Genomic DNA, 21,589 nt, shown 5'->3' with positions numbered 1-21,589 from the left:
CTCCTTGTGTCTTAGCGGGCTGGCGACAGCCAACCCCACGAGAGGTCGGAAACCGACACAGGCTTCTTGCCTGATGCCGATGTCGTCGTGGTCTCCGCATTCTGCGTGATTGACTGCGAATTTTGCGATTCCTGAGTTGGCTTGGCGGAATTGATCAGCCCGCTTGTGACCGATCCGGCAATCTTTCCAGCTGTCTCCGACCCGGCTACCTCGCTCACGCCCGCATTGACGGCAGAGCCAGCACCAGCCGCACCGGCCGACCAGAGCGCAGACTGCAGGACATCCGCGAAAGACCCACCCCCGCCGACAGCCCGGATTGCGCTAGCCGTCCCCGCGCCAACTGCCGCGCCAGCGCCTTTTCCCAACTGTGTTGCCAATGATGTTGAGACAGACCCTTTCAGCGCGTCCGCCGTTGCTTTTCCCGTTGCACCGCCCGCTGCGCTACCTAACCCGCCGGCCGCGGCGCTGACCAAGATATCCTTGCCAGACCCACCTTGCATGGCGGAAGATGCCCCGCTTGCGATAGCCTGCCCGGCTACACCAGACCCAATCGCTGCGCCGATCCCACTGCCAATGCCGCCGGTTGCCGCCCCGACGATCAGGCCCGGAATCAGCTTATCCATTAACGAGACCTCTTCTGGAATCCAATACGGATCGACATCCTTGACGTCGTACAGAATCCCATACCTCGGGTCGTAGGTCGCGTTCTTGAGTGCCGCTTGCATCGCTCCGGGCGCCCATCGGTCTGTGTCGGAGAATTCGTCTGACTGAAATACCCTCTTGGTTCCCATCGAGCCGACCCACCACTTGTCAGGGTCCGACAAGCTAGATGAATCGAATTGGTCGCCCATGTTCAAGTTCATTTGCTCGCGATACGACCCAGGCGCAATTTTGGACTGGTAATCCTTATCAGCGAGTAATGCCGTTCTAGTGGATTGCGGAAGCAGTGATATCAGATCAGTCGATCCAGATTCGCCCTGGCCCGAGTCCGTAGGCGTGGCGGTCTCTTGGGTCTGCGTGCCCCATGCCTGCTGTAGCCCTGCTAGTGCGAATGTCATCAGAAGTTCAGCAGATTGCCGATGTCGACTTGGTTGATCGATGAGATAACCTTGATAGAGGTTCCCATCGTCTGAATGATGTTGTCGGAAATCTTCTGCTTGCTCTCGGCGTCCATATTCACGTCAGCGGCGATTTGCGCCAAGAGGTTGGTTCCGCCGGTGAAAGTAGAATTTGCCAAGGTCGAGGTTTGCATAATCTGCTTGCTCTCGGCGTCCATCTTCTGCAACTTGATCTGTGTATCGCTATTGAGTTTGGCGATAGTCTGCGCACTGCTCGCGGAAATTCCCGCGGCGGCCAGTTGGGCCGCATTGTTGCCGGCAGCAACTTGTTTCGACGTTTCAAGTTGCGCGTTGGCCTGGCTGACCCCGGTTCCTAGGTTGGCATTCTCCCGTGCGGAATTGGCGTAGGTCGAAGCGTCCTGCGTGGCAATCGGCATGGCGTAATCGTAGGCGGCTTTCGCCCCTGATTCTGCTGCCATGCTAGAGTTGAGCAATCCTCTAGCATTTGCCTGTTGCAGTCCTTTCGTCTGCCCCATCTGAACAATCGGGTTGTCAGCCGACAGAAGCCCGGGCAAGCGTTTCTCGACCAGTTGATTGTCGTCGACCGTCCATTTCTCGGCGACGGCCTTGGTCGGATCGACCTTTGGCACGGCTGACGTGACAGGTTTTGGCATCAGTTGTTCGGCGGTATAGCTTACATTTGCCATGTCGAAAGCCTCTATGCGTTGATTATCAGACCGAGCTGGGCCAAGGCGGCGCGCAGCATTGCGTCTTTGACGGTTCCGCCGCTGACGATAGGACGGGTGGGCGACATCCCATTGAATCCGGCGCCGGCCTTGCTGACCGCTACCCGAACCACGCCGTCACCATCGCGCAGAGTGACCCGGCCAGTGTCCTGCGCCTGCAGCGCCATGTCGCCGCTGCCGCGGTGCAGGAGTTGGGTATGGCCGTTCGGCCCCGGATTGCGGATCACTCGAAAGCCGTAGTCGCCGTAGGTCGTGTCGCCGATCAGGTCGATATAGGCGTATCCGTTGCCAGTGCGCCAGCCCCCGAGTTCGAGTCCAGCCGTCCCGGTATCGAGCCCGGCGCCAACTTGCGCGATGCCGCGCTGAATGGTGTTTCCGGCTTTGTCGACGATCATCATCTTATCGGCTCCGACGGCGAACTCGAACAGATATCCCCGCATCCATGCAGGGTCGATCAGCCGGTACTCGCCGGTCGCCGGGTCGATATGCTGGATCTTGTAGCCAGCCGCCAGCGGACTAATGATCAGGTCTCCTCCTTCGGCGACTGGGGAGTTGTAGTAGTGATCGATCCGCAGACTGCCTGACTTGTTCAGCCGCAACCCGATCCGGCCGGCGAAGCTGCCGAATGCATCGACGGCCAGGTGATCGAAGCTGTTGGCGTAGACTCCCATGTTTTCGGTCGGCGCGCCGCTGTTGTAGTCCATTCCGACCGCGTTGTCGGCGATCAAGTAGAGATGCGTGATGCCGTCGAAGTGATTCGAGTCTGCCCATGAAGCGAAGTCGATGCCAGTGCCGCAGACTCCCGCCCCGTTGATGTTGCAAAAGCTATTTAAGGTCGTGACCGCCGACTGAGGTCCGTTTGGCGGGCCAAGGCCGGAGAGTCGCAGCAGCGAACCGCAGCGCCCGCGCTGGCGCAGGCCATCGACGTTGTTGTAGGCGTTGTTTCGGTTGCCCCACTCATTGGCGGCGCCGTCGGCGTTGCAGCACATATCTAGCACCACTTGCGCCGGGCTGTCTGTCCTGACGGTCACGTCGCGCAGCTCGCATTCAAGGCTGCTGCGCCAGGCAATCGCCGTCGTCGCGTCGCGCGACTCAATGTCGATGCCGGAGATTCCCGCGTCGCGCAAGATACCGGAGTGCGCTGAGTCGATCACCGTGCCCGGCCCGCCTGTCCAGCGGATAAGCGCGTTGCCGTCTGCGCGTAGATCGATGCCGCTGCGCAGTCGAAATCCGGCCGTGTCGTAGATGCCACCCGGGAACCAGACCGCAGAAGCGCCGGCTTGTTCGGCGGCGTCGAGGGCCGCGTCGATCGTCGAAAAGTCCTGCGCGTTGATCATAGCCAGATGCAGGTGACGCGCATGGATAGATCGCCCGCGCCAACCGTTGTGGCGACCCCGGTCGAGGCGTGGAAGATTTGCGGCGTAGTCTGCTGGAGGCACCAGACGTTAGTTCCATTGGCCCGCGTCCCGACGATGTTTAGCAACACGGATGCCTTGTCCCCAGCGGTGTAACCCTGTGTCGCCCCGTTAAGAATTCCGTATGGGATAATGATATCCGGCGCTCGCGTATGGCCGTGGGCCACAGGGGAGTAGATTGACGCCCCAGTCACGTTGTTGCCAATCACAAGGACAGATATTGTCCGCAGTCCGCCGATAAACAGACCGCCTGGACCTGCCGTCAGATTGACAGAGGAATCTGAAACAACAACGCGCGCAACGCCGTTGGTCCATAGCTCGCAATCACCGCCGCCAGACTGTGTTCCGGCCACGTATTTCCCGGCCCCGGCCCAAGTGCTTGCGCCATATCCCCCCAAGGCCGTCGAAGCCGCTTCGAGCCGCATGCTGCCGGCGTTGCTGGACGCCCGAAGCCCGGCGACTGCCGAAGCCCCCGCGTCGGTATTCTCGATGATCGCGTATTGGTTGCTGTTGTGACTGGCCGAAACCTTGTGCGCTGATCCGGTGACCGATGGCGTGACGGTATGGGTCTGCGCCCCAGTGGCGTAGGCGTAGACTGTCCGGACGGTATTGCCTGCCGTGATAGCGACATCCGACGGCCCGGATGTGCCGATCGTCAATGGTCCTGCCGTTCCGATCCACATCAGCGATGCCCCGTAGGCTGACGAGATGCTTCCCGCCCTGGTGACGAGGGTTCCGGCCGTCGTGGTCAAGGTGTTTGTAGCAAATGCCGCGCCGCCGCTATCAGTGTTCGATATCCCAAAATCGGTCGCGCCGTTCTGCACTTTAGACAGGGTTTCTGTCCACGACGCCGCGGAGCCGTCGGTCGTTATAACTTTCCCGGCATTGCCGGTCTGCGCGGGCAGGGTGGCGGCCAGGATCAGACTGGACGTAGAGATAGATGTCAGCCCAGTTGCTGTACTGTTGATAACGACTAATTCGTCGGCGTTGCCTGTCATGTCAGGCATCTTGTCGAATGCCGTCATGATGGCTGCGTAGATGGCCCGGATTGCCGACGATAAGCCACGGGTATGGGCTGGCGGGGTCGTGCCGTCATAATTAAAAAAGTCGTTTGACATGGCTACCTTTTGAGTCGACGGACAATGTAGTGGAATGCGATGTTTTGTATGGAAAACGACTGATGAGTCGCGCTGTTGCCGTAGAACATCATCGACAGCGAAGTTTCAGTCCCGTCGAGCGATACTTCCAGCCGATTGACGGTCGGCCCATCCCATGTGAATTCGTCCCAGATGAACTCGTCCCAATATCCCCCGGCTCCATAGATCGGGACATCGGTGGCTGACCCGGCATCGACTTCCACCGATCCCGCCCCCATCTCATACGTCACCTGGACCGACGCGGGTCCGTCCGATACCACGTCGAGCACGGCCTTCTTGAATGTCTTAGTATGCTCTGGCGAATTGAAATGATTGAATGGCAGTCTCAGCCATGATTCGATAGAATCGCCATCGAAGGACGTGCCAACCAAGTCTCGATAGACGTATCCGTCGTCAGAGCCGAAATAGGCGTATTCCCGCCCGTCGCTCTTGTTGCCGGCGACGTAACAGCGCACAGGTCTTCCGTAGTCCAGTTGCATTATTCCGACTGGCTTTCCTCCAAGAACGGTCACGGCCAGAATCGTATTGTCAGAGAAGAACAGCCTGTATTGGTTACGCTCCTTGAGTACCGCGGATACTGTTGCCGTTCCTTGCAAGCGATTGATGAGTGGCTGAATTATTCCGCTGACGGCGGCATACTGAAAATCGCCGAAATTCGAGGTTGCTGCAATCTGTTGGATTCCCCGCTGAGACAGGGCGAAAGCCGATCCGATGAACTCGGCGGTATAGGGAGCCGCCCCGGCATAGGGAGAACCGAGCGCCAGTTGCCAGTCGGCCGCGCTCGACCCGTACAGAACATGGGTGCTATTGACCGAAAATATCGACATCGCGCCGCCGCCGGCATCGCCCGGCTGTGGCAATAGATCAGTGATGTCGTCGCCAATCCCCAACTCGTTCGCTCCGGTGACAGGACTCCACTCAAGCGGAAACCCAATCGACGAGTGTTGCAGCGAGCCGCGGAAGGACAGGAACAAATGCCCCTTGTGGGCGGCGACGTGACTCGGGGCGTCCGTTGCCATGCCGGTGTGGATAGGGGCAAGATATGTCCCGTCGAACTCGAAAGCCGTTCCCACCCCATCACAGCCATAAACTCGAAGTGTGTCCGTCGATCCGGTGAAGTTGTGATTAACGAACTCGTAGCGCCCGCCAGGCGGGCGGGTGATCGCGGTCTGGATTCCGGCCAAGGTAATCGTTACCCCGCCTGTTGCCGTGGCGGCCCCGGCGGCGAAGTTCCCGCCACTTGGGGCGGAAATGACGAAGGTTCCGGCTGCCGTACCCCCCCATGCCCCGGTCCGCCGAACCACTCTGCGTATCGTAGCCGTGACCCCGCCTTGAGTCAGCGTGGCGCCATCGGCTGGGGTAGCGCCACCTCCCGCCGAGAAGGTGACCTCGTAGAGGAATGGCACTTGTACCCAACCAGAGGCCGACTCCTTCCACAGGTCACAAGCCGTCCCGCCGGCGTTGTCGCGGAAGGCATAGACCATATCTCGATACAGCCATACCCCGCGGATTCGCCCGCTACCAGGCGGTGGCAGAATATCGGCCCTTCGATCATCGGCCGCGAGCCCTCGATACGCAGCGTCGTCTTCGACAGAAGATGCGCCAGATTCCACCGCAGCCGAGATGATAGATCCTTGCACTACAGCGGCAATCGTGAAGCTCTCTCCCTGAGCGAACACTCCCGTCACCCGGCCTAGAACAAGACTTCCACTGTTGACCTGCAAGACCTTTCCGGTTGCGGCCGACGTTGCCCCGGTAATCGTATTGCCGACTGCCACCGTACCAGTGATATCGACCATGAGCAGCCAATACGAGGCATCACTCGGAGCTGGTTGTCCGTCGTAACGCTCATAGCCAGGCGGCCGGCGATAACCGCCTTTCACCGAGTCTATCTCGTAGTTCTGCGAACTGAGCACAAAACCGGGCTTTATCAAGGTAGCAGCGGACACCATGTCAAGCCCACCGGCCAGCGAGAAGTGCTGAGTATCTACCCTGACGGGGACCATTTGCGCCCGCATCAGGCGATCGTCCCGCTGATGGTGATCGGGTCCAGTTGGTCGCGCTCGAGCCTGGACATCATGCGACGGAATTCCTGCAGGCCTTCCTGATAGACTTCCGGCGCAATTTCGCTCGATGCATAGAACATCATCGCCCGATAAACGATCATCAGATGGAACTTATCAGGCATTCCAGGCGTATCGGCGTTATTTACCAAGGCCGACGGCTCCTTGAAATACTTTCCATCCACCGTGTAAATAGCGTCTGGTATCTGCCCAAACGCCAGCCCACCGCTAGGGGTTTCAGCAACAGCGACCGGCTGGCTGTAGGAGGTACGCATCGAGCCGAACATGTACGTGTCGCGCCAATCGGAATATGGAATGACATCGAGGAACTGTTCGTTTTCTGACGAACCCGAATAGATGCGCCAGCTCTGCGAGAAGTCCCATGAAGCCATGTCACTGGCACTGCATTGGGCTGGAGTGTAAGTGGCCTGCTGGACGACGGTATTGAAGATCACGTCGCCCTGCATCCACTTCCAATTTGGTCGAGCCTCTTGAATGTCGAGCCAGGCATCATTGATCCAATTGACCACCCTCAGCATCTCGCCCGTCTGTCCAATAACAGATGACGGCCCCGTGCCGGAGATGCGGCACTTCTCGCGCAGTCGCTGGGCGAGTTGCAGGAATGACATGGCGGACATGTCAGCCCTCGTTGATAACCTGGCGGAACCACGCCGAGCCGTTGGGGTTGCTGTCCTCGATCACATGGATCGGATACTTCAATCCGGTACGCCTCACGACGCTATTGACCGGGTTGGCTGTCGCGGTCGCTGGGGTAATCTTGGTGCGCATGGAGATCGGCTTCGCCCGCAACAACGACTCCAGGTACTTGCGCTTGATGATGGTCGGAATCCCGCGCATGATCCACACGGACCGCCCCTGACACGGGGCCTGAACAGGGTTTTCCGCCCATTCGTTTTCTTCGGCGTCAATCTGAATCGTGACGAATTCTTCCATCATCGCCATGTCGTCCAGCCACTTCTTGTTACGCGGGCCGTCGACCGGCTCAACCTCAATAGGGGCGGGATCCTCGAACGCAGGGATTACGGTTTCCCCGTCCTGCCCGATTTGCATTCCACCTGCGTCATAAGAGCGTTTAATACGAGCCATACTGAATCTCCAAAAGAATGCGGGCACCCGAAGGCGCCCGCGAGGGTTAAAGCGTCTGTTGCTTTTGCGATTAGGTCGGCGCCCAGGGGCTGGACCGCGCGAACACGACATCCTGATAGTCGATGTCAACGTCCGTCGGCGGGCCGGCGAGGTTGCTTGCCCCGAACGTCCATGCCGCGCCACTTGTACCGACCTTGACGCTGACGTAGCCGATCGTGGTGTAGCTATTCGGCAGTCGGGCCAGTTGCGGCGGGGCAGCCGGGAAGTCCTCGTCGCTGTCGAGCACCACGATCTTGCTCTGCGCCACCTTCAGCGCACCCGCCGAATCGCGGCCGATGGTGAATACAGCGCCAGAACCGACCGGAATTGCCACGAAGGCTGCCCCCGTCACGATATCTGTGGTCGGCGTAGCCTCGTTGGAAGTGATCGCCTTGGCGTAAGCAACGCTGTTGATCGAGTAGGTGATGGCGTTGGCGCTGGTAAGCGTCGTGGTAGTGCCGGCGGCAAGACCGGCCTTTCCAATGCACATGTTGCCGGTGAAGCTTTGTTGGTTCAGCATGATGACTCCTTATGTCTTGGTGATGGCGGCGTCGAACGTCGCCACCGTATTCGTTGCGGTAACTCCGGCGTCTGCGTCGAGAATCGCTAACACGGCGCGGATGCCATTGATCATGGCCTCCAGCACAGGGCGCAATTCCTTCTGATCGTTTAAGTTGGACATCGCGGAGATGCGTGGAGCAAGCTTTTCAGCAGCCATTAGAATCTCCTTAGGCCGACAGCGTCGAGATGCCGACGTTGCAGATCGCAATCCAGCCGTTGTTAGTCACAACCGCAGCATCCCACCAGATCGCGCCGACATAACCCCGCTGGCCGAACGGGTCCGCCGATGACTTGGTGCCGACAGCGATATTGGTGTAGTCGAACGAATTGCCTCTCAGGGAAACATCTCCCCAAGAGTTTTCGCCGGTCACGATCAGCGGATACACGTCGATCAAGGTTCCTGTGGTCGATACGCAACCCGTCGAACCAATCGCGGCGCCAGCATCCTCATACGGCACGAATTCCGGCCGCAGAATGAAGCGGAAGCCTTCGCAGGAACCGACTTCGCCAGGCAGCGCCTTGGAAATATCCCCGTAGTCCCTCACCCACTTCCACCCCGGCAGATTGGACAAATCGGCTTCTAGGCTGGTGTGCCCATAGACGTTGTATGCCTCGTCGACGGAAACGGTGCCGAACTTAACCGAAGATTGCAGAATCGAGTTGACCGGCTCTGCATGGTCGGCGCGCAGCGCGCGTTTCATAGAACGCAACAGACCCAAGGTAATGGGTCCGGCCACGGTGCCGCGCGAACTGCCGGAGCCGCCGTAGAACTGGTTTGTCGATGCGCGCGTCGCCCCGTAACGGACCATCTCCCGGACCAGCGTCATCCGCTCGCCGACCTGCTTCTTCTGGTGCTTCGGAATGTCATCCTCGTAGAGCAGCGCCGTCTTGTCGGTATGACCGTAGAGAATGTCGAACTGATTCAGAACGACCGTGACATCACGCTTGTCGAGCGAATCGGGCGGCGGCGTAACACCTTCTTGCGTCATGTGCGCTTGCGCAAGCGCATTGCCGCGATCCCCTGTTCCGTGGGCGAAAAACTGATTCGGATTGGTGACAGTTGCCCCATACGGCAGATACTGACGCATCTTGATCGTGTCGCCCTGATTCGTCGGCATCTCATAGTGCTCGCCGACCTTAGAGAGACATTCCTTTGGCATAGCGTGAGCAAGAATCTGCCCCAATACAATGCCTCGGCGCTGTTCCGGCGTCGAAAAAACCTGAATTCCTGTTGCCATGATCTAACTCCTAATTTGGGTTTTTCAGCCCGTACTCCATTGCGTCGAGCACGGACATGGTTGGCAGCGCCACCCCACCAGACTTGGTCGGTGTAATGGCAGCGTCGAGCCGTTTCGTGTTGTCTTGTTTCTTGGAGGTTGCTTTCTTGACGTGAGCCTCATAGGCGTTGATCGCCGAAATCACGTCGCCGGGTTTCCACGAGCTATTGATACGTTGCTGGTAGTCGGCCGGTTGTATGACAAACCACTGCTTGAAGCCGGCGCTATTCCGCACTTCCGTCCAGTCCTCGCGCAACTCAGTCAGCCTTTCGATTGCCATTTCCCGTCTGACTTGTTCGACGCGCTCAGTGACGCGCGCATCGAAGTCGGACTTCAGTGATTCGGCATCGAATGCCGGCTGGGCCGGTTCAGATGGGGTTGCAGTGCGTCGCGACATGACCTTCTTCAGCGCCTTGCCGACAGCTCCGCCGATTTCGGACACCCCGAGTTCATCGAAGTCCGCCATCGCTTCCTTCAGGTCGTCGTCGGAAAGTTCCGGGGCTTGCGACTGAATCGAAGCCAGCAGTTCCTTCTTGATGTCGTCCTTCAGTTTCGCGTCGCGCTTCTCAAGCATGCGCCCGACCTTGCCGAACACTTGTTCGTTATGGTCGGAAAACCGTTGATTGATGCTTGCCTCGAATTCTTTGATCGGGTCCGGTGGCTCGGTAGCGGCCGGTTCCTCGGTTTGGACTTCTTGGGTTGCATCGTCGGTTTGCTGCTCTTCTGTCTGCTCAGCAGGAGTCTCTAGCGGCGCCATATCGGCGTCTTGGTGCTCGAACCCGTGCTCCATTGCGGACAGTGTTTCTACGTCTGCCATTCTGCGTCTCCAAAAAACAAAACCCGCCGAAGCGGGTCTATTGCGATGTGCTGACGGGCGTCTCTTTACGAGCCGTGCGCAGCGCCTTCTCGTGCCTGCGAGGCAGGGGCGAGTAATTCTTTCAGCATTCCAATCCGGCCGCGTAATCTGGCGGTCTTGATTTCATCCAGTTCGCCGTCGTTCTTGCGGCGACACAACTCTAGTTCGATGACCATCTCGGCACGAATCTTCTTCCATAACGTAGATTCGGCCTCGTGCTCAGTGAGGTTAAGATTCATCGCTGAAACGACTGTCCTCTAGGGGCTCGCCCACGAGGCTCGACAGGCGGCTTGGGCAACCTATTTGCCGGCGCGCCAATTGCCGAGAGTTCCTTCATTGCAACGATATCCATCGACTTCATCGTCAGCTTGGCTTTCACGTCATCTAGCGTCATCTGGTGGCGCGAAGCGTAATCTAGCTGTGCCAGTTCTAGCTTGAGGCTCAACTCGGCCATGCGAGCTTCATGCTCGCGCTGGGTGCGATCGGTCTCCGCCTGAACGTACTGGGTATCGCGATCCGTATCGGCCTTGATCTTCTGGGTATCGACCTGCGCGCGAATCTTCGCCGCTTCGATCTGCGGAGCGGATGGTGCAGGCTGCTCGCTGATCTTCTTCCATTCCTCGTCGTCATACAGGAACTTGCTTGGGTCGAGGCGCTGCGATCGCGCCATCTCTGCGAACCACTTGTCCGGAGATACGCGGAATGGATTGCGCTCCTGCTGCACCAGAGCGCCCATCTGCAGGATGGCTTGCGACTGCAACGCCCGCTCCACAAGAACCGCGGAGCCGCGCGCCTTGATCTGGAAGTCACCCTTGGCCTTGTCGTTGTCCGAGTACATCATCAGAAATTCGTAGTAACGATTGATATGCGGCTCGATAATAGATTCGTCGAAGGTTCGCGCCTTGTCGCGCGGGACAACCCCTGCGTTGTTGGAAAGAATCTCCATGCCGCCTACGGTATCTGGCGCCTGCCCCATCTGCCCCTGCATTAGCATCGGCTGTCCGGTTGTGTCTTCCGCAACTTTGAGGCCGAAATAGACGATGTTTTGTAATTCGACCTGCTTGCTAGGTATGTCGAACACATGCATTGCATCGCGGATCGACTGGGCGTCCGCGGCTTCATCTAGTTCAAAAATCTTGTCGCCGTTAATGTCCCACGATCCGTCCATTGGATTGATCACTCCCCGCTTGATACCGAGAAGCAACGCCGCGCTCAGCCTGGCGTTGTTGAGCATCAGCCGGGTTGCTGCCGTGACGATTTTCTGCGCCGCGCGAATCTGGTGTGGCAGGCCGTAACCTGTCCATGAGTTCGCTCGCTCCGACCAAGGGAACACGTCGTAGGGGAATTCTCCGGAATCCAGCGGATTTTCGATGACCTTAACGACGCGGTTGTTAACCAAAGTGATCTGAACATAGACGTAATCGTCGCCGTCAGGCTGTTCCTTTCCTTCCTCGCTGTCGCTATCGACATCCTCATCCGTGGCATGGTGCAGCGTCCGCGCCGCATCTAGGTCTGAACGCTTAACGTCGCCGTAGAAGTACCAGATGTCGTAGAGCGACTTGTCGTTTATTCCATCGCGCCGGCTGCTCGTCGAGTCTGTCGAGGACCATGCCTGCGGACCTTCTTCTAAACAGGCGTCGATCTCGGCGTCGATGTAATCGACACCTTTCAAGTCACGCAGTTGTTTGCGGGTAATCTCATCGTGCTCGACGATGAACGACCCATTGTGAATGTTGTCGCCGCAGGCCGGGTCGGGATAGAGGTTCCACGGACTAATGCATTTCGAGGCTGGCGCAACCTTGACGCTGATCTGCAGCTGCGCGCCCATCTCAGACATGACGACTTTTGCGGCTTTGCGCTTTATCGGAAACGGCCCTTTCAATACCCCGACGCCAAGCTTGCCGGACATCTTGATTAGCTTGCGCTGTTCGGAAACGAATCCACTCTCGATATGCCAATCGTTGATTTGTTGCTCTGCTGCTTTAGCGGCATCCTTGGCCTTCGCAAGCGCTTGTTTCGCAGCATCGGCAACGGTCATTTGCACCTGGCCCTGCATTCCCCGCGCGGCTTCCTCCTCATCCGGACCGCGCATCATCGGCTGTCCGTAGTCATCGACCAGAGGGCTTGTATTGTCTTGCGCGGCATCGAGTTCAGGGATCGGGGTCGGCTCAACCCCGTAGTTCAACTCGTCCTGCGGCAGCAGCATGTCGGCAATGCGGGCCGTCGCTGAATTTGTGTAGGGATAGGTGATGTTGAGCAGCAGCGTTGATCGGACGTCCTTGCTGTCTGAGTTTTTCAACAACCCACCAGACATCGACGTCGGCTTGCGTGTGGCGGCATTGCTGGTGCCGCGGTTGGCGTCGTCGATGCCTTCGTATTGCTCCTCGGCGAGCGTCCATTCTTCTTCGACCCCGGACTGTTGCCTGTACTTGATCGCCTCGTCACGCTTTTCACGCACGATCGCAGACAGCGCCGCAAATCGTTCGATATTCTTCTGTTCCGTGCGGACTGGCGACTCTTGTTCCATATCGATCATCGGCGCATCCTATTAGTCATCATTTCCGCCCATTTCTGCGCCGCGCGCCTACCGTCGCCCGCCCCCCCCCCCCCCCCCCCCCCCCCCCCCCCCCCCCCCCCCCCCCCCCCCCCCCGCCCCCCCCCCCCCCCCCCCCCCCCCCCCCCCCCCCCCCCCCCCCCCCCCCCCCCCCCCCCCCCCCCCCCCCCCCCCCCCCCCCCTCCCCCCCCCCCCCCCCCCCCCCCCCCCCCCCCCCCCCCCCCCCCCCCCCGCCCCCCGCCCCCCCCCCCCCCCCCCCCCCCCCCCCCCCCCCCCCCCCCCCCCCCCCCCCCCCCCCGCCCCCGCCCCCCCCCCCCCGCCCCCCCCCCCCGGGACCCCCCCCCCCCGGCCCCCGCGCCCCGCCCCCCCCCCCCCCCCCCCCCCCCCCCCCCCCCCCCCCCCCCCCCCCCCCCCCCGGGCCACCAGCCATCCATGTTGCTCCGTTTGATTGTCATGCCATTAGCGCCCATGTCTCCGGCGATAACTGCCGACGCGCCATGCGCCTGAGAACTGATGCTCCTGCCCGGTAGAACTAGTGCCGACAGACTGCGGTGTCCATGCGTAAGACGCGCTGTTGGCCGCTACAAGATACCCGGCGCTCGTTGCCACATTCTGGGGCGTGAAAGTGTAGCCGGCATATTCGATCGTAATGGCAATGTTGCCGGTCCCTTTGCTGGTTGCAATGTCCTGCGGCGTGAAAGCGAAAGAGGCCGATCCAATTGTCGAAATCGCAGCAGACCTCGTGCCGACGTCCTGTGGCGTGAAGGCGTAAGAGGCGCTCTCTGCCTCCAGCGGATCGATTCCTGTCGTGAAGACCTCCTCGGTCGCCCACGATTGCGGCACGCCGGCCACCAGCGCAGCATAGCGCCAGTAGTACGTCGTGCGCTCTGCAAGTCCGGTTATCGCGTAGGTCAGGACATCCGTTGCGACTTCGGCGCTGTTGGCATACGGCGCACCGGAATTGCTATCCCACTCGATTCGATAGCCTTCGTTTCCTGGTACCGGAAGGTATGTGACATCGACGGTTCGCGTCCGGCTAGTCCCGACATTTTGCGGCGTGAAGGCGAAGGACGCTTGTGCGGCAAGCATCGATGCGGCGCCGCCTTTTGCCGTGCCGATGTTTTGCGGAGAGAAAGCGAAAGAGGCGCTATCTGCGGTAACTGAGAATCCTGCTTTTACTCCGACATCCTGCGGTGTGTGGGTGTAGCTGGCAGACTCGACGGTTGTCGTTGCGCTTCCGCCGGAAGCCGGCTTGAACGCCATCACGCCGGTAATGTGTGATTCGTTCGCAGCAACGGTGAAGGTGGCAGCTACGGCCGCAGCCGTTGCCTGTATCTTGTACTCACTTCGGCACGCAGCGGTGGCGTTCGATACGCCGCTCGTATAGCCGGTGCCTGCGCTCGCCAGCGTTGAACCGCCGTCATTCTGCGTGAACCCGTATATCAGGCAGCCGTTGACGGCAGGCGTCGTATTGGTCGAGGTGATTGCATCCGTTCCGGTTCCGGGGGAATTCTGCGTGTTGAATGCCGGCGTTCCGGTAAGTGCCGCCGAAGTTGCAACACCGGAAAACTCCTCGACGGTCAGCTCGGCGTAATTGAAATTTCCGCCAGATCGGGAGAGAGTGAAAATAGTCGGAGCGTTGGTGACATTCTCTTTGTAAAACCGGAATGCGGTCTGGCCGTTGGTGGCATCATAAGTCGTGACTATGCTGCTTGTATACGAATTCGATTGATTGTCCACCAACAAAAGGTCGGTGATATTTCCGCCAATCGTGCCATGCCCAACTACGAGGCTCCCTGAAGTAACCGCTGCGTCTAGCGTCGTAACAAGCGTGGCAATGCCTCCGCCGGTGAAGTCCTGATTCGATTTACCTTGTACGGGATTGATTGCCATTTAGCGCGGCCTGAACTTGTCGCGGCCAGGCGCAGCCAGCGGGTTGGCGAGTGCTTTGAACGCACCGAAGGATCGTTTTTTCGTCACGATGTCTTGTTGCAATAGGCCGAACCAGCACTCCTCGCTTGCCGCCGTTGCGCATCGATCTGTCAAGACGTACCAAAAACTAGGGCCAGCCCATGATTTTCCGGCGAGGATCGGAAAGCCGGACGACACCCAGCTATCAGCTTGCAATGTCGTACTGACTGATCCCATGTTGCCCGTTCCGCCAGTTGGAATGCCCCATTCCGTCGTGCATATCTTTAGCGCCGACTGCCCGTTGTTTGTCATCGCGGTACGCAGCGATGTCCCTGTGTATTGCTCCATTTGCATCCACCCGGTTCCGAGTCCGCTCACGTAGGCCGTTCCGGGCGGCTGCGCGCTATTGGTGTATGGGTGATGGCCGATGCAATCCCAATGCTCTTTAGCGCCGGAAATGGCGTATAGGTCTACCAGATAACCCATCGCCGTCGAGACTCGGTGCAAGCAGACCCAGGAGAGCAGGCAGCCGGCGCATCGACGGTAGGACCTGTCCCGGCGGTTATGACTGCCGTCTGCGGTCTCGCAGACTTCACCGCGTTGTAGCCTGGCTCAAGCACCTTAGCGTAATAATTGGTCGCGCTGACTGCCGGGCAGGAGAAGCCTAGAGAGTTTGGCTCATTCCAGAACTCGACGGCATCCGGAGTGAATCGAGCGACCGCCGCTCCGGCAAACGCACCGAACGCAGCACCATTGACCGGCATGGCGTTACTATTCGTACATGCCACGTCACGATTCCACGCCGGCGAGTAGCCAAGCATCAGCAGAATCTTGAAGCCGCGAGCCTTTATCTCGTTTATTCGCGTGTCGTACTCAGACCACGTATAGACGCCCTGCGTTGCCTCGACTGTCGAATGCGTTACGTCCATGCGAACCCAGCATGTCGATCCGCACATGAACGCGATTGCATCGAGCGCCTGTGCCCTCTGCGTGGAATCCCAAGCCCCATTCCTGAATTCCAACGGCAAATTGACGCCGTATCCGAAGGATAGATTAATGTGCGAGGTGGCTGTCGCAGAGGTGCTGGGCGAAGACTGATTGCCTGCGGCGTCTCTCGCACTGACACGATACTCATATCGAGTTGTAGCTGGAACCGTATCGGCGTAGCTCGTGCCTGCTGGTGCGGCGATCTGCGTCCATGCCCCGCCATCGGGGAGTGAGCGACGCTCAAGCGGGTAGCTCGTGACGCCTATTTCGTCTGTCGATGCAGACCATGTGCAGGTAATCCCCGTGGTAGTCGAGGACGGGCAGGATAGGCTAGCTGGAACGGTCGGCGCGGTAGTATCGCCACTGTCTGCCAATGCGCACCCTACGCGGTCGGTAGCGATGACGACGTTATCCCAGTCGCGGTAGCGGCCAGTTATCGCTAGACCGGAGTTAGCGAAGTTTTCAAACGACATAAGGTTGATGCCGTTGTAGGCGCCCGCATAGCTTCCGCGCAAATTCAATCCTGTAGCTTGAGCTTCCAGCACACCATCTACCCACAATTCTTGCACGCCATCTGACGCCCCAAGCGTATTGAGTTTGACGCGCCCCTCGATGCACTGCCATGTGTTGGCTTTCGCAGCGCTCATAACTTGAGTGGTGCCGCTTACCTGCCCAAGCCAGGAGTAGTTTGCGAAATCATTCCATTCATTATCGGCAACAACCGTGGAGCCGCTCACACCCGATGCCGGATCAACCGATAGCAGAGGCGAGTTAGATCCAGGCGCAGACCACCAATGGGCCGAGAAAGATTGACTCGGGCAGTAGTGATCTGCAGGAACCACGGTGCTATCGAAACAACCGACAGCGCGAGCCAACTTCCAGCCGGTGTCCGGCTGCCAGTTCGCCGAGTTTCGGATGTACGCACGCCAGTAAATCTCCGTGACATCGGTGCTCGACTTAACGTTCGGAGAGTAGTCCGGGTCCGTGTCTCCGAACATAACCTTCCAGTCGCCAGCCTGTGACGATCCTGTCGTGTTCGGAAAGGTTGCGCGCAGCGAATAGCCAGGGTTTCCATTTCCGGCTGACCGCACCATGCTAGACCCGAAGCCGTTTGAATCCCACCAAGACGCGCTCTTGTCCGTCTCGAAGTCGTCGCACCATATCCACGTCCGGCGACTCTGCGCCCCTATGTTGCTGACCGTGACGCTGATAGTCGAAGAAGTCGTCTGATTGCTGCTGGTGTCGGTGCAGCGCGCGGATAGAGTGTGGCTTGCATTGCTTGCCGTCGTCGTGTCCCACGTGATCGAGTAAGGGCTGCTCGTGTCTGCGCTGCCGAGATTTGACCCATCCAGCAACATCTGAACGTTTGCAACCGCAGTTTCGTCCGTGCATGTTGCCCTGACCGTTTGATTGCCGCTGACTGTCGCGCCGGTACTGGGTACGGTGACCGCTACGCCTGTCGGCGCCGTGGTGTCTCCACCCCCGAACGTGCTATTCCAAGTGTCGTCTGTCGAGAAATCGTCTAGATACCATGTTCCACCAGCAGAATAGGATGATTCGAATTGCACATATGGCGAAATCATCCACGCCGGATAGTGGTCGTAGAACTGTCCGTCATTATCGCCAAGGCGGAAATTAAGATGTTGGCTGACCAGAGATCCGTCTATCCACACCTTGAATTGACCATCACAATTCGTCCCCGCCGTGCAACTAACGCTCGTGTTAGCTTTGATATAAACGATGTACTCATGCCATTGACTGTCGGCCATCGTATTCATATCGAATGGCGCTATAACGGTGCTGTCTGTTATCGCCGCGCCTGTATTTTTCAGGCAGACCCCGTAATGCCCCCCTGGCGTGTTGGTGGCAGGAGCATCGCATTCAACCGGGCCAAAGCCATCTACCGCAACAACCCCGGTGAAAAACTGCCGATTGTTGCCATCCGCCACAACGTTCCATCGGCCAGCCTTCATCCTCGGATTGCGGTTCGAGGATCCGTCCCCCCAGTCAAAGCCAGAGTCAATTCGCCACCACCAGCGATAATATCGACCTGCCCCAGCAAATTGCGTCGGGAAGTATTGGTATGATGCAGGGTCTAGCCCGACTGTTTCGTTGGTGCCCAACCCATTAACAGTGATGCGCATCGAGCACGATCCGCTATGTTTGACCGCGCAATCGATTGTGGTATTTGATTTCAGGACTACCGAATTAGGATCGTAGCCTTGCGAGCCATAGAGGGGCTTGTTTGTGCCAGTGATCCCCTCAGCGCCCCACGAGAAATAATTGGTCGCGTGCGCACTCCCGCACACGGCGAACAGAACAACGACGGCGAGCGTATAGGCCGCGCTCGCCGCACTACGCCACAACAGGCGATCGAGCATCACGCGACCGGAGCGAGATTGAGCTTCTTGGCGACCGCCATGCGCTTGGCAATCAGGCCGATCTCGCGCTTCGTGGCGATCCAGTCGGCGCCCCAGATATTCTCGATCTGGTCTGCCAGTTCAACTGCCCTGATGCGCGCCGACTCTGCCCTTGCGTTCTCCGCGTCGAGTTTCGTCTGGATCGGTGCGGTCTTCGCGTAAGTCGCCTCGACAACGGCGTTGAGTAGATCGTAGCGCGCCACCATGTCGCTCCACGTCATTGCATTTACCTTGGCATCTTGCGCGGCCACGGCTTCGATTGTCATTGCTTGCGGTTTCATGCTTCACCTCGTGTGCGAATTTGGGGAAGATACATCACGTCCTTAATGCCCTCTGCCTTGAGCCTAGCTCCGCTCTCGACGACTACAGGATGACCTTTGATCGGGCGGCCCTCGCCATCTACCCACGCGATAGTCAGTTCGGAGTTGTCTGACGTGACGATCTTTAGTAGGTGTCCATTGGTGATCACTTCGCGGACTTGTTTTGCGTATAGCCGCGAGGTCAGATCGCCATACAGGCCCGGTACGCTAGCGCCCATCAGACGAGTTTCCACAGGCCGTTCGTGGCGTCGTGATCCGCCGTGAATGTCTCGGTGTTGGCGAGCGTCACACTTGAGCCGTGATCATAGTAAAGAATCCCCGCGTCGGCGGGCGATGTCGCGCTGTCGTTGTAATAAAACAGGTATCGGAACGGGCCGACAGTGCCTGTGGCCGTGAGTACCTCGTCGGCAATAGTCAGCACGATGTCGTGGTTGCCGGTACCGGACTCGGTGACGGTCACCGTATCGAGCGTCAGCCCACCTCCAGCGCCGCCTGTATAGCCGCCACCAGTGGACAGTTGCGTGATGTCTGCCAGCACGGTATTGGTCTGCGCTGGGCTGGTGTTCGTCAGCGCCACCTTGAAGGTGTGCGTGCCCCAAATATGCACGCCTTTTGCCAGCTGCTCGCAGTAATCGAAAATCTTAACCGGTGTAGCCATTGCGGGTCTCCCGTCAGGTGCGCAATGGCGAGGATCGCCGCGCGATGATGATAACCGTGACCGACGCGCCAACGCCGACAACGGTAAGGTTCGGACGCACATAGAGCACGCCCTCGAATGGGGTAATCGCGGAATCGACCGTCGTTGTCGCGCTCTCTCCGGTGGCCCCATTGGTCAGCGTGACGTAGTTGCTGCCGTTGCTGCCCTGTATCGCGGCGGTCGCCCCGCCCCAAGTGCCAGTCAGGGTAAAGCAACGATCTGCCCACGCCGGAAACGCCAGGGCATCTCCGATCGGGTCTGCCGTCGTCAAGGTCCATGTGTATTTGATGATCGAGCCGTCGCCGGCCGGGTCAGCGGTCTGTACTGGGATTGCCATCTATGACTCCAAGCAATAAAAAAAGCCGCATCGAGCGGCTTCTGGGTGATTCGGTCGGCAGATTTGCTAAACGCCGGTGTCTCTGTCGAAGGCGCGGATGGCATTGATAGTTGCCCGCCGCTCAGCTGGCTTCACGATTGCCTTGCGCAGCATCATGATCCCGTAGCGCGATGCGCTGATCGCGTCATCGAGCTTCTTCACGACTACCCCATCCTTTCGATGGTACAACCGGAATTCCTCAAACCATTCGGTGCAGGTTCGGAATACCTTGAGTCGGCCAGTTGTCATGCGATCAAGCATGTCGGCCAGCCCAGCCTCTACGCCGTTGCCGCCGCCCTTGTGCGTCGCCTTTTCTCTCAACATGTTGAGCCCCTGCTTACGATACTGGGCAGCCAACTCCTCCCCGCTGCCTTTATCGTGCTGCAAGCCGTCATGTGGCCACGCTACAGGCTTCCACGCTCCCCACGGCTTGATCGACAGCGCATGCACGCCAGGAGTTTCCTCCGACTTGCGATAGACGGCCGTGATATAGACCGCATCCAGATCGCGGTCCCATGCGATGTTCGCCGCGGCCGTGGGGTGATCCCACCCGAAGTCAAGGCCGATGATCTGCGGCCAGAACTCCGGAATCTTGAACGGATCGCAGGTAATGGTCGCTTCATCGACCGGGAATATTGCCCCGGACCCGAGCGCCGGGATTCCCTCTGAACGCGCCTTCTGCAGATAGACGGGCGTCGAAGCCAGCAACTCGCGCTTTGTCTTCTCGTCCAGATGTGGTGCGTCGTTCCAACCGGCCGTGACGAGATACTTGCTCTCGCTAACCTGCGGCATTGCCGATTCCTCCCGGCAAAAACTGCATTACCGTCTCTGTTACCCCATCAAGTGGGGTGAATGTGATGTATACCAGCCCGTCAGTCGTTGCGGTGCGTATCAGGCACTCGCCATAGATGTCCAAAGGCGGCTCCTCGTCAAGCCATATGCCGTCTTGCTCGGTCCCCTCGAAAGCACCTCGTCCCTGCTGGTACGACTTGAGGCCGACCGTAGATAGCTCGCCAGACACATGGCGAATACGCGCCGTGTCGATCAGGTCAGAGACCCCCGCCTTCCATGTCAAGTCCTCGATCATGTCGCCGGGGATAAGCCCCGTCCCGCTTACCCGCTTCGTCGGCCCGGAGCCTTTCACTTCACCGAACAGCTTTGCCTGAATGATGTCGCGGGTTGTCTCGTTGGTCTTGCCTGACGCCCAAAATCGCACCGGGCCGTCGAATCGAGCACCTTCCCACCACGGCGCAACAGAATCGTACAGACCTGTCAGGTGCAATGCGGTCTCGTACCCGCCCATGCTTTCCGTTTTGCCGATCCGGTTGGCACACATTGCGCAGCGCTCTCTGTACTTTGCGCCGACACGAAAGAACTCCAGATGCTTTGTGTAAAGCTCGCGCCGCAACGGTCCAGTTTCCGGGAAGTACGTCCAGATTTTACGCCGGGCCTTGCGCCGGGCCATTTCTTCTAGCAAATCAACGTATTCGGCCAATTCGCTCATGATTTCCAACTTCGACAACAAAAACACATACTTTTGCTATCAATTTCCCGCGTTGCCAATGCCGAGCTTGGCCTGTAACGCCGCCGCCTTCGCGGCCAGTTGCTCGTCGGTCATCGTCTGCACCGTCACTTCAGCACTGAGGGCCAGCTTTTCGCCGTAGTCCTTCGGGGCGTACTTCGAGGCGCGCCAGCGGTAATGCGACGCCAATTCTCGGGCTTTAGCAATCGACCCTGGCTTGTCTTCATCTGCCTCAAGCAGAACACTTTCCGCCTGGTCGTCCCAGTGCCGCGCTGAGATTGTACGGGCCTCGCGCGCGCGGGCGGAACGTTCCTCGTCTGCAGCCAGCCATTCCGCGAAGTGGCTCGCCCAAATCCCCAATGAGTTTGCGATTGCTTTCTGCGACTCTCCTGCAGTCAATCGCTCGCAAATCGCATCTATTCCTATCGCGTCGAGTCTCTGTGCGGCGGTGAGCGGCTTGTCCTCGCCTTTCGCAGCCGACGCCTTCTTCTTGGCGGACGTCTTGACGGGAGACTTCTGCCTC

The 21,589-nt window shown here is 59.0% G+C and carries 21 protein-coding genes and 1 pseudogene; all 22 read right to left on the bottom strand.

Translation table 11 applies throughout. The annotated features are described in order from the left end of the window. Positions 1-11: 11 nt before the first annotated feature. Positions 12-1,058 carry a hypothetical protein gene (locus IPM06_18895; GenBank protein MBK8772471.1) on the bottom strand — a complete coding sequence of 349 codons (1,047 nt, stop codon included), beginning with the start codon at positions 1,056-1,058 and terminating at the stop codon, positions 12-14. Beyond that, positions 1,058-1,765 (bottom strand): hypothetical protein, encoded by a 708-nt coding sequence (locus IPM06_18890; protein MBK8772470.1) that lies wholly within the window; start codon positions 1,763-1,765, stop codon positions 1,058-1,060. The genes IPM06_18895 and IPM06_18890 overlap by 1 nt, the downstream gene beginning before the upstream one ends. A gap of 11 nt (positions 1,766-1,776) precedes the next feature. Continuing rightward, positions 1,777-3,141, bottom strand: coding sequence for a hypothetical protein (locus IPM06_18885; protein MBK8772469.1), 1,365 nt, complete (start codon positions 3,139-3,141; stop codon positions 1,777-1,779). After that, positions 3,138-4,337 (bottom strand): hypothetical protein, encoded by a 1,200-nt coding sequence (locus IPM06_18880; GenBank protein MBK8772468.1) that lies wholly within the window; start codon positions 4,335-4,337, stop codon positions 3,138-3,140. Before IPM06_18880 ends, IPM06_18885 begins: the two co-directional genes overlap by 4 nt. Positions 4,338-4,339: 2 nt before the next feature. Beyond that, positions 4,340-6,328, bottom strand: a complete 1,989-nt coding sequence (locus IPM06_18875) for a hypothetical protein (GenBank protein ID MBK8772467.1) — start codon at positions 6,326-6,328, stop codon at positions 4,340-4,342. Between the two features lie 65 nt (positions 6,329-6,393). Further along, positions 6,394-7,077 carry a hypothetical protein gene (locus IPM06_18870; protein MBK8772466.1) on the bottom strand — a complete coding sequence of 228 codons (684 nt, stop codon included), beginning with the start codon at positions 7,075-7,077 and terminating at the stop codon, positions 6,394-6,396. A gap of 1 nt (position 7,078) precedes the next feature. After that, a complete protein-coding gene (locus IPM06_18865; protein MBK8772465.1) occupies positions 7,079-7,546 on the bottom strand; it encodes a hypothetical protein in 468 nt (155 codons plus the stop codon). Positions 7,547-7,616: 70 nt separating this feature from the next. Next, positions 7,617-8,105, bottom strand: a complete 489-nt coding sequence (locus IPM06_18860) for a hypothetical protein (GenBank protein ID MBK8772464.1) — start codon at positions 8,103-8,105, stop codon at positions 7,617-7,619. Positions 8,106-8,114: 9 nt separating this feature from the next. Next, positions 8,115-8,303, bottom strand: coding sequence for a hypothetical protein (locus tag IPM06_18855; GenBank protein MBK8772463.1), 189 nt, complete (start codon positions 8,301-8,303; stop codon positions 8,115-8,117). Between the two features lie 10 nt (positions 8,304-8,313). Continuing rightward, positions 8,314-9,384, bottom strand: coding sequence for a N4-gp56 family major capsid protein (locus IPM06_18850; protein MBK8772462.1), 1,071 nt, complete (start codon positions 9,382-9,384; stop codon positions 8,314-8,316). 10 nt (positions 9,385-9,394) lie between these two features. Further along, positions 9,395-10,240 (bottom strand): hypothetical protein, encoded by an 846-nt coding sequence (locus IPM06_18845; protein MBK8772461.1) that lies wholly within the window; start codon positions 10,238-10,240, stop codon positions 9,395-9,397. Positions 10,241-10,305: 65 nt separating this feature from the next. Further along, the gene (locus tag IPM06_18840; protein ID MBK8772460.1) at positions 10,306-10,518 is read right to left on the bottom strand and encodes a hypothetical protein; all 213 of its coding nucleotides are present in this window, start codon (positions 10,516-10,518) and stop codon (positions 10,306-10,308) included. Beyond that, positions 10,515-12,815, bottom strand: coding sequence for a hypothetical protein (locus IPM06_18835; GenBank protein ID MBK8772459.1), 2,301 nt, complete (start codon positions 12,813-12,815; stop codon positions 10,515-10,517). The genes IPM06_18840 and IPM06_18835 overlap by 4 nt, the downstream gene beginning before the upstream one ends. A gap of 477 nt (positions 12,816-13,292) precedes the next feature. Then, the gene (locus IPM06_18830; protein ID MBK8772458.1) at positions 13,293-14,726 is read right to left on the bottom strand and encodes a hypothetical protein; all 1,434 of its coding nucleotides are present in this window, start codon (positions 14,724-14,726) and stop codon (positions 13,293-13,295) included. Then, the gene (locus IPM06_18825) at positions 14,727-15,230 is read right to left on the bottom strand and encodes a hypothetical protein (GenBank protein ID MBK8772457.1); all 504 of its coding nucleotides are present in this window, start codon (positions 15,228-15,230) and stop codon (positions 14,727-14,729) included. Further along, positions 15,215-18,112: a hypothetical protein gene (locus IPM06_18820; protein ID MBK8772456.1), complete on the bottom strand. Its 2,898-nt coding sequence runs from the start codon at positions 18,110-18,112 to the stop codon at positions 15,215-15,217. Before IPM06_18820 ends, IPM06_18825 begins: the two co-directional genes overlap by 16 nt. After that, positions 18,112-18,432 (bottom strand): hypothetical protein, encoded by a 321-nt coding sequence (locus tag IPM06_18815; GenBank protein ID MBK8772455.1) that lies wholly within the window; start codon positions 18,430-18,432, stop codon positions 18,112-18,114. Before IPM06_18815 ends, IPM06_18820 begins: the two co-directional genes overlap by 1 nt. Next, on the bottom strand, positions 18,429-18,689 hold the full coding sequence (locus IPM06_18810; GenBank protein ID MBK8772454.1) for a hypothetical protein: 261 nt from the start codon (positions 18,687-18,689) through the stop codon (positions 18,429-18,431). Before IPM06_18810 ends, IPM06_18815 begins: the two co-directional genes overlap by 4 nt. Further along, positions 18,689-19,129: a hypothetical protein gene (locus IPM06_18805; protein MBK8772453.1), complete on the bottom strand. Its 441-nt coding sequence runs from the start codon at positions 19,127-19,129 to the stop codon at positions 18,689-18,691. The genes IPM06_18810 and IPM06_18805 overlap by 1 nt, the downstream gene beginning before the upstream one ends. A gap of 13 nt (positions 19,130-19,142) precedes the next feature. Next, a complete protein-coding gene (locus IPM06_18800) occupies positions 19,143-19,505 on the bottom strand; it encodes a hypothetical protein (GenBank protein MBK8772452.1) in 363 nt (120 codons plus the stop codon). A gap of 66 nt (positions 19,506-19,571) precedes the next feature. Continuing rightward, positions 19,572-21,048: pseudogene (locus IPM06_18795) on the bottom strand (hypothetical protein). A gap of 39 nt (positions 21,049-21,087) precedes the next feature. Then, positions 21,088-21,589, bottom strand: a 502-nt coding sequence (locus tag IPM06_18790; protein MBK8772451.1) for a hypothetical protein, incomplete at its 5' end; no start/stop codon positions are given.

It is taken from the genome of Hyphomicrobiales bacterium, from assembly GCA_016710435.1.
GTDB lineage: Bacteria > Pseudomonadota > Alphaproteobacteria > Rhizobiales > Aestuariivirgaceae > Aestuariivirga.
Note: the sequence above shows the minus strand (reverse complement) of the source record. Positions and strands in the feature narration are given on the sequence as shown.